Annotated in this window: 10 protein-coding genes; 8 read left to right on the forward strand and 2 right to left on the reverse strand. The window is 76.4% G+C overall.

What is annotated here, in order from left to right; all coding sequences use genetic code 11:
• The first annotated feature begins 81 nt into the window (after positions 1-81).
• From E1298_RS30505 to E1298_RS30515, 3 genes are read left to right on the forward strand one after another with little or no spacing between them, the layout of a single operon-like run.
• Complete coding sequence (locus E1298_RS30505) at positions 82-555, forward strand: flavin reductase family protein (RefSeq protein ID WP_131899366.1); 474 nt, start codon at positions 82-84, stop codon at positions 553-555.
• 1 nt (position 556) lies between these two features.
• Positions 557-2,101, forward strand: coding sequence for an acyl-CoA carboxylase subunit beta (locus E1298_RS30510; protein WP_131899368.1), 1,545 nt, complete (start codon positions 557-559; stop codon positions 2,099-2,101).
• 47 nt (positions 2,102-2,148) lie between these two features.
• Positions 2,149-2,376 (forward strand): acyl-CoA carboxylase epsilon subunit, encoded by a 228-nt coding sequence (locus tag E1298_RS30515; protein ID WP_165975744.1) that lies wholly within the window; start codon positions 2,149-2,151, stop codon positions 2,374-2,376.
• Here the strand turns inward: E1298_RS30515 and E1298_RS30520 are convergent.
• Positions 2,327-3,376 (reverse strand): ketoacyl-ACP synthase III family protein, encoded by a 1,050-nt coding sequence (locus E1298_RS30520; protein WP_131899372.1) that lies wholly within the window; start codon positions 3,374-3,376, stop codon positions 2,327-2,329. The genes E1298_RS30515 and E1298_RS30520 overlap by 50 nt on opposite strands.
• A gap of 146 nt (positions 3,377-3,522) precedes the next feature.
• Here E1298_RS30520 and E1298_RS30525 point away from each other — a divergent pair, with 146 nt between their 5' ends.
• The 5 genes from E1298_RS30525 (at position 3,523) to E1298_RS30545 (ending at position 15,555) form a co-directional block, all read left to right on the forward strand.
• Positions 3,523-4,521, forward strand: a complete 999-nt coding sequence (locus E1298_RS30525) for an acyltransferase domain-containing protein (protein ID WP_131899374.1) — start codon at positions 3,523-3,525, stop codon at positions 4,519-4,521.
• 92 nt (positions 4,522-4,613) lie between these two features.
• Positions 4,614-13,493 carry a type I polyketide synthase gene (locus E1298_RS30530; protein WP_131899376.1) on the forward strand — a complete coding sequence of 2,960 codons (8,880 nt, stop codon included), beginning with the start codon at positions 4,614-4,616 and terminating at the stop codon, positions 13,491-13,493.
• Positions 13,490-14,278 (forward strand): SDR family NAD(P)-dependent oxidoreductase, encoded by a 789-nt coding sequence (locus E1298_RS30535; protein WP_131899378.1) that lies wholly within the window; start codon positions 13,490-13,492, stop codon positions 14,276-14,278. The genes E1298_RS30530 and E1298_RS30535 overlap by 4 nt, the downstream gene beginning before the upstream one ends.
• Positions 14,279-14,287: 9 nt before the next feature.
• Complete coding sequence (locus E1298_RS30540) at positions 14,288-15,301, forward strand: aromatase/cyclase (protein ID WP_131899380.1); 1,014 nt, start codon at positions 14,288-14,290, stop codon at positions 15,299-15,301.
• Positions 15,298-15,555: an acyl carrier protein gene (locus E1298_RS30545; RefSeq protein ID WP_131899382.1), complete on the forward strand. Its 258-nt coding sequence runs from the start codon at positions 15,298-15,300 to the stop codon at positions 15,553-15,555. The genes E1298_RS30540 and E1298_RS30545 overlap by 4 nt, the downstream gene beginning before the upstream one ends.
• Positions 15,556-15,639: 84 nt before the next feature.
• Here the strand turns inward: E1298_RS30545 and E1298_RS30550 are convergent.
• Positions 15,640-16,108: nuclear transport factor 2 family protein (locus E1298_RS30550; protein ID WP_207944929.1), on the reverse strand; the 469-nt coding region annotated here is incomplete at its 5' end.

Below are 16,108 nucleotides of genomic sequence, written 5' to 3' on the forward strand. Positions count from 1 at the left end.
GAGACAGCCTATGCGCCGACCAGGAGCCGCTGGCCCGCCGGTTCGCGACGGCGGAGGTCGACCGGTTCGCCGGAGGGCGGGGTGCTGTCGTGTGTTGAGGCCGGCGAGTTCCGCTCGGTGATGCGGGGCGTGGCCACCGGCGTGACGGTCGTCGCGGCCGACGCGGGCGGGCCCGCCGGGACGACCGTCAACTCGTTCACGTCGGCGTCGCTGGACCCGCCGCTGGTGCTGTTCTGCCTCGGCCTGGGCTCGCGGACGTGGCCGGTGATCGAGCGGGCCGGCTGCTTCGCGGTGAGCTTCCTATGCGCCGACCAGGAGCCGCTGGCCCGCCGGTTCGCGACGGCGGAGGTCGACCGGTTCGCCGGGCAGGGGACCATCACCGCCAGGACGGGCGCGCCCGTCCTGGCCGACGCCGCCGGGTACGTCGACTGCGCGCTCGCCGAGGCGGCCGAGGTCGGCGACCACCGGATGGTCGTCGGGCTCGTCGTCGCGGCGGGCTGCCTGCGCGACGCCCGGCCGCTGGTCTTCGCGGACGGGGGGTACCGCGGTGCCTGACATGCGCGACCGCGTGGCCGAGCTGGAGGCCGGGCGCCGCGACGCGGCGGAGGTCGGCGGCGCCCGCGCCGCGCAGGCCCAGAAGGCCAAGGGGAAGCTGACCGTCCGGGAGCGGCTGGGGCTGCTGTTCGACGAGGGGTCGTTCACCGAGATCGAGACGTTCCGCCGCCATCGGGCGCAGGGGTTCGGGCTGGAGAACCGGCGTCCGCCGACGGACGGCGTCGTGACCGGCTGGGGCCTGGTCGAGGGACGGCGGGTCTTCGCCTACGCGCACGACTTCCGGGTCTTCGGCGGCAGCCTCGGCGAGGCCCACGCCGCGAAGATCCACAAGATCATGGACCTGGCCGCCACGGCGGGCGCGCCGCTGGTGGGGCTGTGCGACGGGGCCGGGGCCCGCATCCAGGAGGGCGTGACCGCGCTCGCCGGATACGGCGGGATCTTCCAGCGCAACGTCCGCAACTCCGGGGTGATCCCGCAGATCAGCGTGATGCTCGGGCCGTGCGCGGGCGGCGCGGCCTACTCGCCGTCGCTGACCGACTTCGTGTTCATGGTGTCGGAGACCGCGCAGATGTTCATCACCGGGCCGGACGTGGTGGAGGAGGTCACCGGGGAGGCCATCACCCACGAGGAGCTGGGCGGCGCGCGGGTCCACGCCGAGGGAAGCGGGGTCGCGGGCGCCGTCTACGGGGACGAGGCCGAGTGCCTGGCCGACGTCCGCTACCTGCTGACGATGCTCCCGTCCGACAACACGCGGTTCCCGCCGGAGCTGCCCACCGCCGACCCGCCCGACCGGGCCTGCCCGGCGCTGCTCGACCTGGTGCCGTCCGACGCCAAGAGCTCCTACGACGTGCGGGCGGTCGTCGAGGAGATCGTGGACGACGGGGAGGTCTTCGAGATCCACGAGGCGTGGGGCGCCAACGTCGTCTGCGCGTTCGCGCGGTTCGGCGGGCGCGTCGCGGGCGTGGTCGCGAACCAGCCCGCGGTGATGGCGGGCGTCCTGGACATCGCGGCCGCCGAGAAGGCCGCCCGCTTCGTCCAGTTCTGCGATGCGTTCAACATCCCGCTGGTGACGCTGGTGGACGTGCCGGGCTTCCTCCCGGGCGTCGACCAGGAGCACGGCGGGATCATCCGGCACGGGGCCAAGCTGCTGTACGCGTACTGCAACGCCACGGTGCCGCGCGTCCAGCTCGTCCTGCGCAAGGCTTACGGCGGCGCCTACATCGTCATGGATTCGCGGTCCATCGGCGCGGACGTGTCGCTGGCCTGGCCGACCAACGAGATCGCCGTCATGGGCGCCGAGGCCGCCGTCAACGTGGTGTACCGGCGGGAGATCGCCGCGTCCGACGATCCCGAGCGCGAGCGGCGCGAGCGCGTCGAGCACTACCGCGGGGAGCTGATGGGGCCCTACTACGCGGCCGAGCGCGGGCTGGTGGACGAGGTGATCGACCCGTCCGACACGCGGCGGCGGATCATCGACGCCCTCGACATGCTGCACGACAAGTACGTGAGCCGCCCGAGGCGCAAGCACGGGAACCAGCCGCAATGAGGGCCGTGACGCGATGGGGTCGTGACGCGGATGAGGGCCGTGACGCGATGAGGGTCGTGAAGGGGAGCCTGGACGAGGAGGAACTGGCGGCCCTGGTCGCCGTGCTGGCCCGCCGCGGGCGCGCCGCCCGCCGGAGGGCGGCGGCGAAGGCCGCGGCCGCCGCCCTCCGGCGCGCGGAGGAGCGGCGGCCGCGCTGGGACCCCGAGGACGCCGGCGACCCGCCCGTCAGCGGCTCTCGCGGTGGCCCATCTCCAGGACCGCCGCCGACCAGGTGAACCCGGCGCCGACCCCGGCGAGCAGGCAGCGCCCGCCGGGGCGGAGCCGGCCGGAGCGGACCAGTTCGTCCAGCCCGGCGATCTGGTCTCCGGCGCCGAGGTGGCCGACCCGGCTGCCCCAGTCCCAGGTGGTGCGTTCGCGGGAGATGCCGAGGGGCTCGAAGAACTGGACGTCCATCTTCGGCAGCCCCAGATTGGGCAGCACGAACCAGTCGATGTCGTCCCGCCGGGCGCCCGCCTCCGCCAGCGCGGTCTCGGCGGCCTCCACCTGGCCGTCCCGCAGCCGTTCCAGGACCTCGGTGAAGCCCAGCTCGGAGATCGCCTCGGCGCGCGGGGTCTCGGCGTCGATCGGGGCGGACGGGGCGTCGGCGAACGGCGCGGTGCCCCGGCCGAGCCTCTCCAGTCCCGGGTCGGACACGGTCGCGAGGCTGCGCAGCCGGGCGAAGCCGCCCCGCCGCGACAGCACGAGCGCCGTGCCGCCGTCCCCGCAGATCGTCCCGGGGTCGGTGCGCCACCGGTCGAACCCGGGCGCGCAGAACCGGTCGCCCGTCGTCACCAGCGCCCGCCGCCGCGACGGGGCCGACATCAGGAACGCGGCGGCCAGCTCCATCGCCGCCATGCCGCCGTTGGACTGCTGGCGCACCTCCATGGCCGGGCATGAGCCGCCGACCGCCTCGCGCTGCACGTAGGACGCCGCCGACCACAGGTCATGTCCCTGGTAGTGGACGCTCGCGTGCAGGACCAGGTCGACCGCTCCGGGCCCGTCCGGGTCGTCGGGGTCGTCCGGGGCGGGCTCGCGCCGCGCGGCGTCGGCCAGGGCCTGGCGGGCCGCGTCCGCCGCCATCTCCGGCGCGGACTCCTTGGCGATGCCGACCGCCTCGATCCCCGTTCGCCAGACGTCCTTGTGCTCGCACAGGCCGGCGCGCTCGGCGTCGGCGGTCTCGGTCGGGTCGGGCAGGCGGCACCCGGTCCCCGCCACGTGAATGTCGTCGAACCTCATGGGCCGAGGGTCGCGCCCGCCCGTCACGGCGCGGTCGAGGACCGGTCGTCGCCGGTACGGGCCCGGAGCGACCGCGAATCACCCTAGGCCGAGCCTCGACACCGCGCGCCTACACAGGGTGCAGGCGACCGAAGGAAGGGCGGGAGATGACCGAGGACCGAGCGGGTGGGGACGGCCGTCCCCTGCCCATCGCGCTGCTGATCCCGGGCCAGGGTGCGCAGCACCCGCGGATGGCCGCGGCCCTGTACGGGCGGGTGGAGACCTTCACGCGGACGATGGACGAGGCGTTCGAGCTGATGGGGCCGCAGGGCGAAGCCGTCCGCGCGGAGTGGCTGGCCGAGCGGCCCTCGTCGTCCTTCGACGACGTGACGGTGGCGCAGCCGCTGCTCTACGCGGTCGGGTACGCGCTCGCCAGGACGCTGACCGGCTGGTGCGGGCGGCCCGACGCGCTGCTCGGGCACAGCGCGGGCGAGCTGGTCGCTGCCACGGTCGCCGGGGTCTTCGGCTTCGCCGACGGGATGCGGCTGATGACGACGCGGATGCCCGACCTGGCCGCCACGGAGCCGGGCGGGATGCTCGCGGTGGCGGCCCCGGCGGACGAGCTGGCGCCGCTGCTCGGCGGCGACGTCCACCTGGCCGCGGTGAACGGCCCCCGGCAGGTCCTGCTGTCGGGCGCGGCCGAGCCGCTGGCCCGCGCGGCGGCCGCCCTGGAGGAGGCCGGGGTGACCTGCAAGCGCGTCCCCGCCCACCAGGCGTTCCACAGCCCGCTGATGGCGGCGGCGTCGGAACGGGCGGGTGAGAAGTGGACGGGCGTCGCGCTCGCCCCGCCCCGGATCCCGCTGTACTCCGCCTACGACGTGGGCCCCCTCGATCCCGGGCGGGCGTGCGACCGGTCGTTCTGGATCGGGCAGCCCGCCAGGACGGTGCACTTCGCGGCGGCCCTGGACCGGCTGCTGTCCGATGGCGACTACCTGCTCGTCGAGACCGGGCCGGGCCAGGGGCTGACCATGCTGGCGCGCCGCCACCCGGCGGTGCTGGCCGGGCGCAGCCAGGTGATCGGGCTGATGCCCGACCGCCGTCGGGGCGACGACTCCGAGCGCGACGCCGTCCGGCGGGCGTCCGGCCGCGTCCTCGCCGGGCGCTGAGCCGTCCCGCCGGTCTTCGCGCCGGCCTTCCCGCAGGCATTCGCGCCGGCCTTCCCGCTGACCGACCCGTCGACAGAGGAGCTGCAACGGAGATGAGCACCCCGATCGCCGTCATCGGCATGTCGGCCCGCGTCCCCCGGGGCGCCGGGCTGGAGGAGTTCTGGTCCCTGCTGTGGGACGGCGGGGACGCGATAGGCCCCGCACCCGAGGGACGGTCCGTCCCGGAGGAGCGCGGGGGCTTCCTCGACCGGGTCGACGGCTTCGACGCGGGCTTCTTCGGCATCGCGCCCCGCGAGGCCGCCGAGCTGGACCCGCAGCAGCGCCTGATGCTGGAGCTGGCGTGGGAGGCCCTCGAAGACGCGCGGATCCTGCCGGGGACGCTGCGGGGTGGCCGGACCGGCGTGTTCGCCGGGGCGATGGCCGACGACTACGAGCTGCTCATGGCCCGGCGGGCGGGCGCGGCCTCCCCGTACACGCTCACCGGTGCCCGCCGGGGCTTCATCTCCGGCCGCGTCGCGCACGCCTTCGGCCTGCGCGGGCCGAGCGTGACGGTGGACACGGCCCAGTCGTCCTCGCTGGTGGCGGTGTACGAGGCGATGCAGAGCCTGCGGCGCGGCGACTGCGAGCTGGCCGTCGCGGGCGGGGTCCAGCTGAACCTCGCGCCGGAGGGGCACGCGGCGCTCCGGGAGCTCGGGGCGCTGTCGCCGGACGCGCGCTGCCGCACCTTCGACGCGGGCGCCGACGGGTTCGTGCGCGGCGAGGGCGGCGGCGCGGTGGTGCTCAAGCCGCTGGACGCCGCGCGGCGGGACGGCGACCGGGTGCACTGCGTGGTCCTGGACGGCGCGGTCAACAGCGACGGCGCGACGGCGGGCCTGACCGCGCCCAGCCGCGAGGCGCAGGAGGACGTGCTGCGGCTCGCCTGCGAGCGCGCCGGGGTGGACCCGGGCGCGGTCCGGTACGTCGAGCTGCACGGCACGGGCACCCCGCTGGGGGATCCCGTCGAGGCCGCCGCGCTGGGCGCGGTGCTGGGCGCCGCCCGCCCGGACGGCGAGCCGCTGCTGGTCGGCTCGGTCAAGACGAACATCGGCCACCTGGAGGGCGCGGCCGGCATCGCCGGGCTGATCAAGACGGCGTCGGGGCTGGCCCGGGGGCTGCTGCCGCCCAGCCTCCACTTCGCCGACCCCAACCCCGAGATCGACTTCGAGGGGCTGAACGTCCGGGTGCACGACCGGCGGGGGCCGTGGCCGGACGGGCCGCGCATCGCCGGGGTCTCCGCCTTCGGCCTCGGCGGCTCCAACTGCCACCTGATCCTCGCCGAGGCGCCGGACGGCGGCCCGGCCGGGAGCGGAGCCGGGGGCGGGCGGGACGCGGCGGCCGTCCCGTGGATGGTCAGCGGGCGTACGGAAGGGGCGCTGCGGGCCCAGGCCGCCAGGCTGGCCGACTTCGCCGAGGCGAACCCCGGCCTGTCCGCGCGCGACGTCGGGTTCTCGCTCGCCACGTCCCGCACCGTGTTCGAGCACGGCGCGGCGGTGGCCCGCGATCACGTCGCGGGCCTGCGCGCCATCGCCGGTGGGCGGACCGGTGCAGGGCTCGCCCGGCACCGGCGGCGGGACGGCCTGACCGCCTTCCTGTTCCCGGGGCAGGGCGCGCAGCGCGCGGCGATGGGCCGGGAACTGCACGGGGCCTTCCCCGCGTTCGCCAGGGCCTTCCACGAGGTCTGCGCGGCGCTGGAGCCGCCTGTCGGCGTCCCGCTCGCCGAGGTCGTGTTCGACGGCGGCGACCGGCTGGAGCGGCCGGGGCTCGTCCAGCCCGCGATCTTCGCGGTGGAGGTGGCGCTGTACCGGCTGCTGGAGTCGTGCGGCCTGCGTCCCGATGTCGTGGCGGGCCACTCCCTCGGCGAGATCACCGCCGTCCACGTCGCGGGGCTGCTGTCCCTGGAGGACGCGGCGGCCTTCGTCGCGGCGCGCGGACGGCTGTTCGAGGACCTCCCGCCGGGCGGCGCGGTGGTCGCTATCGCCGCGGCGGAGGACGAGGCGCGGGCCGCGCTGGCCGGGCACGAGGGCGAGGCCGACGTGGCCGCGGTCAACGGCCCCGGCTCCGTCGTCGTCGCGGGGGAGGAGGGCGTCGTCGCCGAGGTCGCCGGGCGGTTCGCCGCGGGCGGCCGCCGGACGAAGCGGCTGCGCATCGGCCGGGCCGTCCACTCACCGCTGATGGACCCGGTCCAGGACGGCCTGCGCGCCGTCGCGTCCGGGCTGGACTGGCGGATCCCCGGGGACGGCCCTCGGGTGGTGTCGTCGGTCACCGGCGCCGAGGCCGATCCGCGGCGGCTCGCCGATCCCGGCCACTGGGCCGCCAACGCGCGCCGGACCGTCCGCTTCGGCGAGGCCCTCCGGGCCCTGCACGACCTCGGGGCCCGCCGGTTCGTCGAGGTCGGGCCGGGTACGGCGCTGACCGACCTGCTGCCGGAGAACGTCGCCGACCCGGCCGTGGACGGGCTGCCCTGCCTGCCGGGCGGGCTGGACGAGGCGCAGGGCGTGGCGACCGCCCTCGCCGGGGCGCACCTGACCGGGGCGGAGGTGGACTGGCGGGCGGTGTTCGGCGCGGAGGCCCGGCTGGTCGACCTCCCCTCGTACGCGTTCCAGCGCGACCGCCACTGGCTGGACACGGCGGACGCGCCCGCGCGCGAACCGGAACCCGCCGGGGCCGCCGATCCCCGGGCGCTGGTGGCCGAGACGCTCGCCCAGGTCGCCGGGCTGACCGGTCCGGTCGACCCGGACACGCCGTTCAGCGAGCTGGGCGTCGACTCGCGGATGGCCGTCATGCTGCGCGACCGGCTCGCCGCGTCCACGGGCCGGGACCTGCCCGGCGCCCTGCTCTTCGACCATCCGACCCCGGCGGCGCTCGCCGACGCGCTGGGCCGCCCGGCGGACGGGCGCGCGGCGGAAGGCCGGCGCCCGTCCCCGGCCCGCGAGCCGGACGGCGACGCGATCGCGATCGTGGCGATGAGCTGCCGCTATCCCGGCGGGGTTCGGTCCCCCGAGGACCTCTGGCGGCTCGTCGACGACGGGGTGGACGCGATCGCGCCGTTCCCCGGCGACCGCGGCTGGGACCTGGACGAACTGCCGGACGAGGGCCGCGCCGGCGGCTTCCTGGAGGACGCGGGCACCTTCGACGCCGGGTTCTTCGGGATCTCGCCGCGCGAGGCGTCCGGGATCGACCCGCAGCAGCGGCTGCTGCTGGAGACGGCCTGGGAGGCGTTCGAGCGGGCCGGGCTGGACCGCGCCGCGCTGCGCGGCAGCCGGACGGGCGTGTTCGTCGGCGCCACCGCCCAGGACTACGGCCCCCGGATGGACGACCCCGAGGACGGGACGCGCGGGCACCGGCTCACCGGGACCACGCCGAGCGTCGCCTCCGGCCGGATCGCCTACTTCCTCGGGCTGCGCGGCCCCGCCGTCACCCTCGACACGGCGTGCTCGTCGTCGCTGGTCGGCGTGCACATGGCGGCGGAGGCGATCCGGCGCGGGGAGTGCGAGACGGCCCTGGCGGGCGGGGTCACCGTGATGGCCACGTCCGGGATGTTCCTGGACTTCGGCAGGCAGCAGGGGCTGTCCGCCGACGGCCGCTGCAAGGCGTTCTCGGCCGACGCGGACGGCACGGCGTGGGCGGAGGGCGCGGGCCTGCTCGTCCTGCAGCGGGCGGGCGACGCCCGGCGCGCGGGACGCCCCGTCCTCGCGCTCCTGCGGGGGAGCGCGATCAACCAGGACGGGGCCAGCAACGGGCTGACGGCGCCCAACGGCGCGGCCCAGGAGCAGGTCATCAGGGACGCGCTGGGCCGGGCCGGGCTCGCCCCCGCCGACGTGGACGCGATCGAGGCGCACGGCACCGGCACCGCGCTGGGCGACCCCGTCGAGGCGGGCGCGCTGGCCCGCACCTACGGGGCGGACCGCGCGGACGGCCCGGCGCTGCTCGGCTCGCTGAAGTCCAACATCGGGCACGCGCAGGCCGCCGCGGGCGTCGGCGGCGTCATCAAGATGGTCGAGGCGCTGCGGGCCGGGCGGCTGCCCAGCACGCTGCACGTCGGCGAGCCGTCCCCGCACATCGACTGGGACGCCAGCGGGCTGGCGCTGCTGACCGGGCCGCGGCCGTGGCCGCCGGGCGACCGGCCGCGCCGCGCCGCCGTCTCCTCGTTCGGGATCAGCGGCACAAACGCCCACATCATCATCGAGGAGCCCGGCCCGAAGCCCGACCTGGAGCCGGAGCCCGAACCGGACGGCGGGCACCCCGTGCCCTTGGCGCTGTCCGCCAGGACCGAGACGGCGCTGCGTACACACGCGTCCCGGGTCCGCGCGTTCATGGCGGACCACCCCGGCGTCCGTCCCGCCGACGTCGCGCGGACGCTGGCGGGACGGACCGTGTTCTCGCGGCGGGCGGTGGTCGTCGGCGAGACGCGTGACGAGCTCCTCGACGGGCTCGGCGCGCTGGCCGGTGACGGGAAGGTCCCGTCGGCCGTGCGGGGCTATCGCCCGCCCGCCGTGGTGCGGGCGGAGGCGAGACCGGACGCCGAACCGGTCTTCGTCTTCCCTGGCCAAGGCTCGCAGTGGCGCGGAATGGCGCTCGACCTGCTGGCCGAGTCGGAGGTCTTCCGCGAGCGGATGCGCGAGTGCGGGCGGGCGCTGGAGCGGTACTGCGACTGGTCGCTGCCCGACGTGCTGGAGAACGGGCCGCTGGACCGGGTCGACGTCGTCCAGCCCGCCCTGTTCGCCGTGATGGTGTCGCTGGCCGGGCTGTGGGAGTCGCTCGGCGTGCGGCCCGCGGCGGTCGTCGGGCACTCGCAGGGCGAGATCGCGGCCGCGTGCGTGGCCGGGGCGCTGTCCCTGGACGACGCCGCCAAGGTCGTGTGCCTGCGCAGCCGGGCGCTGCGGAAGGTGGCCGGGAGCGGCGGGATGGCCTCGGTGCCGCTGCCCGCCTCCGAGGTGGAGGCGCGGCTGCCGGACGGGGTGCACCTGGCGGCGGTCAACGGGCCGTCCTCCACGGTCGTGGCCGGTGACGCCGGCCCCCTGGAGCGGTTCGTCACCGCGCTCCAGGGCGAGGACGTCGACGCCCGCGCCATCGACGTGGACTACGCCTCGCACACCGGGGCCATGGAGCCGCTGCGCGAGGCGCTGCTCGCCGACCTCGACGGCCTCGCCCCGGCCGCGCCCGAGGTCCCGCTGCACTCCACGCTGACCGGCGAGCCGCTCGCCACGAAGATGGACGCCGGGTACTGGTACGACAACATCAGCAGCACCGTCCGGTTCCAGGCGGCGGTGCAGGGGCTCGCCGAAGCGGGCCACTCGGTCTTCATCGAGGTCAGCCCGCATCCCGTGCTGACCCGCGCGATCACCGAGACGCTCGCGGAGACGGCCGCAGAGCGGGACGCCGCCGTGCTGGGCACGCTGCGCAGGGACGACGGCGGGCTGGGCCATTTCCTCACGGCCGTGGCGGGCGCCCACATCGCCGGGGCCACGGCCGACTGGCGGCCGCTGCTCCCGGGCGGCCGGATCGTCCCGCTGCCCACCTACCCCTTCGAGGGGCGGCGCTACTGGCGGCCCGCCGGGACGGGCGGGACCGGCCTGGCCGGAGCGGCCAGGGCGCCGCATCCGCTGCTGGACGCCGAGGTCGGGCTGCCGGGCGGCGGGCTCCTGTGCACCGGGCGGCTCTCGGTCGCCCGCCACCCCTGGCTCGCCGACCACGAGATCGCCGGCGACCTGCTGCTGCCCGGGACGGCCCAGGTCGAGCTGGCCTGCTCGGCGGGCGCGCGGACCGGCCGCGACCGGCTGCGCGAGCTCCTGCTGGAGCGCCCGCTGGCCGTGCCCCGGTCCGGCGAGGTGGAGGTCCGCCTGCTGGCGGGAGCGGACCTGTCGGTCGTCCTGGAATCGCGGCCGCCGGGAGCCGAGGACTGGACCCGGCACGCCACCGGTGCCCTGAGACCCGAGCCGCAGGCCGCTCTGCCGGTCCTCGGCGAATGGCCGCCGCCTGGCGCGGAACCGCTGCCGCTGGACGGGGCCTACGACCGGCTCGCCGAACGCGGCTACCGGTACGGCCCGTCCTTCCGCGGGCTCCGCGCCGCCTGGCGGGACGGCCGCGACCTCTACGCGGAGGCCGGCTCGGACGCGAGCCCGGCGGCGGCGGGCCACCGGATCCATCCCGCGCTCCTCGACGCCGCGCTGCACGCCCTGCTCGTCCTGGACGAGGGGCCGCCGACGGTCCCCTTCTCCTGGGAGGGAGTCACCTGCCTGCCCACCGACGCGCCCTCGCTCCGCGTGCGGCTCCGCCGCGAGGACACCGGGACGGTCAGCCTGATCGCCGCGGATCCGGACGGCCGCACGGTGGCCGCCGTGGACGCGCTCGACCTGCGGCCCCTGAGCGCCGTGCCGTCCAAGGAAGGGGATGGCGGCGCCCTGCTCAGGCTCGAATGGCGCGAGATCCCCGAACCGGGAACCGGGCAGGACGGGACGGCGCCGGACACGCGCGTCGTGTTCGTCCCCGAGCCGGGGGGCGACCTGCCGGACGCCGCGCACGAGACGGCCCGCGCCGCCCTCGACGAGCTGCGGCGGCGCCCGGACTCCGCCAAGCTCGCCCTGGTCACCAGGAACGCCCAGCAGGTCACGCCCGGCGACCGCGTGGCCGGGCTCGGCCACGCGGCCGTCACCGGGCTGGTCCGGTCGGCGCGCTCCGAGCAGCCCGGCCGCCTGGTGCTGGTCGATCTGGACGACGCGCCCGCGTCGCGGGAGGCGCTGCCCGCCGCGCTCGCCACCGGGGAACCGGAGCTGGCGATCAGGGACGGGCGGCTCCACGTCCCCCGGCTGGCCCGGCCCGCCGACGACACCGTGCTGGTCCCGCCGTCGCAGGGCGCGTGGCGGCTGGACGTCACCCGGCGGGGCTCGCTCGCCGACCTCGCGCTCGTCCCGGCCCCCGAGGCCGGCCGGCCGCTCGGGCCGGACGAGGTGCGGATCGCCGTCCGGGCGTCCGGGCTCAACTTCCGGGACGTGGCCGTGGCGCTGAGGCTCGTCCCCGGCGAGACGGCGATGGGGAGCGAGGGCGCCGGAGTGGTGACCGAGACCGGGCCCGGCGTCACCGGGATCGCGCCCGGCGACCGGGTCACCGGCGTGTTCGAGCGCTCCCACGGCCCGGTCGCGGTCGCCGACGCGCGCAAGGTCGTGCCCGTCCCGGACGGCTGGTCCTACGAGCGCGCCGCGTCCGTCCCGATCGTGCACGCCACCGCCTACCAGTGCCTCGTGGAGATCGCCCGCGTCCGGCCGGGGGAGGCCGTGCTGATCCACGCCGCGACCGGCGGGGTGGGTCTGGCCGCCGTCCAGCTCGCCCGGCACCTGGGCGCCGAGGTGTTCGCCACCGCGAGCCCGCCCAAGCAGCACGTCCTGCGCGGCCTCGGCATCGACGCCGACCACATCGCCTCGTCCCGCGACCTGGACTTCGAGGACCGGTTCCGCGGACGGGTGGACGTCGTCCTCAACTCGCTCGCCCGCGGCACCGTGGACGCCTCACTGCGCGTGCTGCGGCCCGGCGGCCGGTTCGTGGAGATCGGCAAGACCGACGTCCGCGACCCCGATGCCGTGCGGGCCGAGCACCCGGATGTCGCCTACACCGCCTACGACCTGCTGAGCGTCGAGCCCGGCCGGGTCGGCGAGGTGCTCCGGACGGTGCTCGGGCTGCACGCGGACGGCGCGCTGGGGCCGCTGCCGCTCAGCGTCCACGACGTGCGCCGCGCCCCCGAGGCGGTCGGGACGCTGCGCCACGGCCGCCACATCGGCAAGATCGTGCTGACCGTCCCGCAGCCGCCGCCGCTCGATCCGGACGGCACCGTGCTGATCACCGGCGGCACCGGGGCGCTGGGCGCCGAGCTGGCCCGCCACCTGGTCCGGGCGCACGGGGTCCGCAGGCTGGTGCTGGCCGGCCGCCGCGGCCGCGAGGCCGCCGGGGCGCGGGACCTGGCGGCCGAGCTCGGCGGGCTCGGCGCGCGGGTGACCCTCGCCGCCTGCGACACCGCCGACCGCGACGCGCTGGCCGCGCTGCTGGCCGAGCACCCGCCGTCGGCCGTCGTCCACGCGGCCGGCGTCCTGGACGACGGGCTCGTCGGGGCGCTCACCCCCGAGCGGCTCACCGCCGTTCTGCGCCCGAAGGTCGACACCGCCTGGCACCTGCACCGGCTGACCCAGGACCTCGACCTGGCGGCGTTCGTGATGTTCTCCTCCGCCGTGGGCGTGCTGGGCGCGCCCGGCCAGGCCAACTACGCCGCCGCCAACACCTGGCTCGACGCGCTCGCGCAGCACCGCAGGGCGCGCGGCCTGCCCGCCGTCTCGCTCGCCTGGGGCCTGTGGGACCGGCGCGGCGGCATGACCGGCCACCTGTCGGACGCGCAGGTCGGGCGGCTGCGCCGGAGCGGGATCGCGCCGCTGGCGACGAGCCGCGCGCTGGCGCTGTTCGACGCGGCCCTCCAGGCGCCCGAGGCGCTGCTGGTGCCGGTCGACCTCGCCGTCCAGGACGTCCCGCCGGACGGCGAGGCCCCCGTGCTGGCCGACTTCGCCCAGGCCCCCGAGCCGGGCGAGCGGGACGAGCGGCCCGAGCGGGACGAGCGGGACGAGCCGCGGGAGGCCGCCGGGGACCGTCTCCGGCGGGCCTCCGGCGACGAGCGCGAGCGGATCCTGCTGGAGGCCGTCTGCGACGCCGCCGGCGAGATCCTCGGCTACCCCGAGCCCGGATCCGTCCGGCCGGGCGACGTCTTCAAGGAACTCGGCTTCGACTCCCTGCTGAGCGTCGATCTGCGCAACCGGATCAACCGCGAGCTGGGTGTGGAGCTGCCCACCACCGCCGTCATGGACAACCCGACGCCCGCCGAGCTGGCCGGCGTCGTCCGGGCGGCATTCGCCTCCACCGGGAGGCCCGACGAGGAAGAGGGAGAGGAAGCACGATGAGCAGGCAGCATCGACAGCGGGAGCGCCGCGCCTTCGTCAGCGGCGCGACCAGCGGCATCGGGCTCGCGGTCGCCGAGCGGCTGGCCGCGGACGGCGCGCAGGTGTTCATCTGCGCGCGCGACGCCGAGGCCGTCGCGAGGACGGTGAAGGAACTGCGCGACCAGGGCGCCGACGCCGACGGCACGGCCTGCGACGTCCGCGACGCCGGCCGGGTCCGCGAGGTGGTCGAGGAGGCCAACGCGCCCGCGCCGGTCAACGTCGTGGTGAACAACGCAGGCCGGGGCGGCGGCGGGCCGACCGCCCAGATCGCCGACGAGCTCTGGGACGACGTCATCGCGACGAACCTGACCAGCGTCTTCCAGGTCACCCGCGGGTTCCTGGCCGCCGGCCTCAAGGACGCGGGCTGGGGGCGGGTCATCAACATCGCCTCCACGGCCGGCAAGCAGGGCGTGGTGCTGGGCGCGCCGTACTCGGCGTCCAAGCACGGCGTCGTCGGCTTCACCAAGGCCCTCGGCCTGGAGCTGGCCAAGAGCGGTGTCACGGTCAACGCGGTCTGCCCCGGATACGTGGAGACGCCGATGGCGCAGGGCATCCGCAAGGGCTACGCCGACTTCTGGGGCGTCACCGAGGACGAGGTCCTCGCCAAGTTCGAGGCGAAGATCCCGCTCGGCCGCTACACGACGCCGGAGGAGGTCGCCGGCCTGGTCGGCTACCTGGCCGGGCCGTCCACCGACGCCGTCACCGCGCAGGCGATCAACGTCTGCGGCGGGCTCGGCAACTTCTGAGGAGGGACCATGACGACGAGGCGCACCTCCCACACGGCGGGCGTCGCCGCCCCGGCCGACGTGGCGTACCGGATCGTCGCGGACGTGACGTCCTGGCCGGTGCACTTCCCGCCGACCGTGCACGCCGTCCGGCTGTCGGGCGACGACCGCGAGGAGCGGATCAGGATCTGGGCGCTCGCCAACGGGGCGCTGCGGACCTGGGTGTCGGTGCGCAGGCTCGACCCGGCCGCGCGGACCGTCGAGTTCGAGCAGGCAGAGCCGGCCGCCCCGGTCGCCGCGATGGGCGGCGCCTGGCGGGTCGAGGACGACGGCGACGGCGGCTGCCGGGTCGAGCTGGCCCACCACTACGCGGCCGTCGGCGACGACCCGGAGGCCCTGGCGCTCATCGACCGGGCGGTCGAGAGCAACAGCACGGCCGAGCTGGACGCGCTCCGCCGGGCCGCCGAGGGCGCCGCCGACCCGGCCGATCTCACGCTGGAGTTCAGCGACGCCGAGGTCATCGACGGGTCGGTGGACGACGCCTACGACTTCGTCAACGCCTGCGACCGGTGGCCCGAGCGGCTCCCGCACGTCCTGCGCGTCGAGCTGACCGAGGACGAGCCCGGGCTGCAGCTCATGGAGATGGACACGCGGTCCCCGGACGGCTCCGCGCACACCACCGCGTCCGGCCGGGTCTGCGTTCCGGGCGACCGGATCGTCTACAAGCAGACGACGGTCCCGCCGGTGATGCGGACCCACAACGGCGAATGGACCTTCCGGCCGGACCCGGGCGGCGGCGTCCGCGTCACCTCGCGGCACACCGTCGTCATCGACCCGGACGCCGCGCGGGAGCTGGCCCCCGAGGGGCTCACCCTGCCCGAGGTCCGCACGAAGATCCGAGAGACGCTCGGCGCGAACAGCAGGGCCACCCTGCGCGCCGCGAAGGCCCACGCTGAGGCGCACAAGGAGGCGCATAAGGGGCCGCGCAGGGAGGCGCGCAAGGAGGCGCACGCGGAGGCCGGGCGAGAGAGGAGCGGGAAATGAAGGAACTGACCCTGGACGAGCTGAAGGACGCGCTGCGGACGGCGGCGGGCGAGGCGGGCACCCTCGACGGGACGCCGGACATCCTCGACGCGCCGTTCCCCGACCTCGGCTACGACTCGCTGGCGATCATGGAGACCACGGCCCAGGTCGAGCGCCGGTTCGGCGTGAAGCTGCCCGAGGAGGAGGCGGCGGAGCTGGAGACGCCCCGCGAGTACCTGGCCTTCGTCAACGCCAGGATCGCCGAGGCGGTCTGACCCGGGGGACCGGCACGCGAGAACCGGCGGCCGCCGCGGAGATCTCCGCGACGGCCGCCGGTTCTGTGGCCTGTTCCGCGCGGCTCAGGCGCCGTCGATCCGGACGACGCGCTCGCGGATCCGCCACGAGCCGCCGTCGTCCAGCACCAGGACGTCCTCGCAGGTCGTGCTGGCGTGCAGGGCCGCCCCCTCACCCTTGGACGCCTGGAACACCAGGGCGTAGCTGCGCACCCGCACGACGCCGCCGTCCGGCCTGATGTCGCTCATGCCCAGCCAGTGGCGCCGCACGATCCCGGCCTCGGCGAGCTTGTCCGCGCCCTGCCGGGAGGCGGCCAGGATGTTCTGCCGGCCGCTGACCGGCTCGGGATGGCCGTCCGCGGTGAAGACGCCGTCCTGGGTGAAGGCGGCGGCCCACTCCTCGATCCTGCCGTCGTCCAGGAGCTGCATGTGCCAGGCGTAGAACGCCTCGATCCCGGCCCGCAGGTCGGCGGCGGTGATGGTGGTCGGCATGTCTCGTCCTTTCGTGGGGATCGGGTCAGGCGGAGGTCGGGGC

This window comes from Actinomadura rubrisoli, from assembly GCF_004349215.1.
Taxonomy (GTDB): domain Bacteria; phylum Actinomycetota; class Actinomycetes; order Streptosporangiales; family Streptosporangiaceae; genus Spirillospora; species Spirillospora rubrisoli.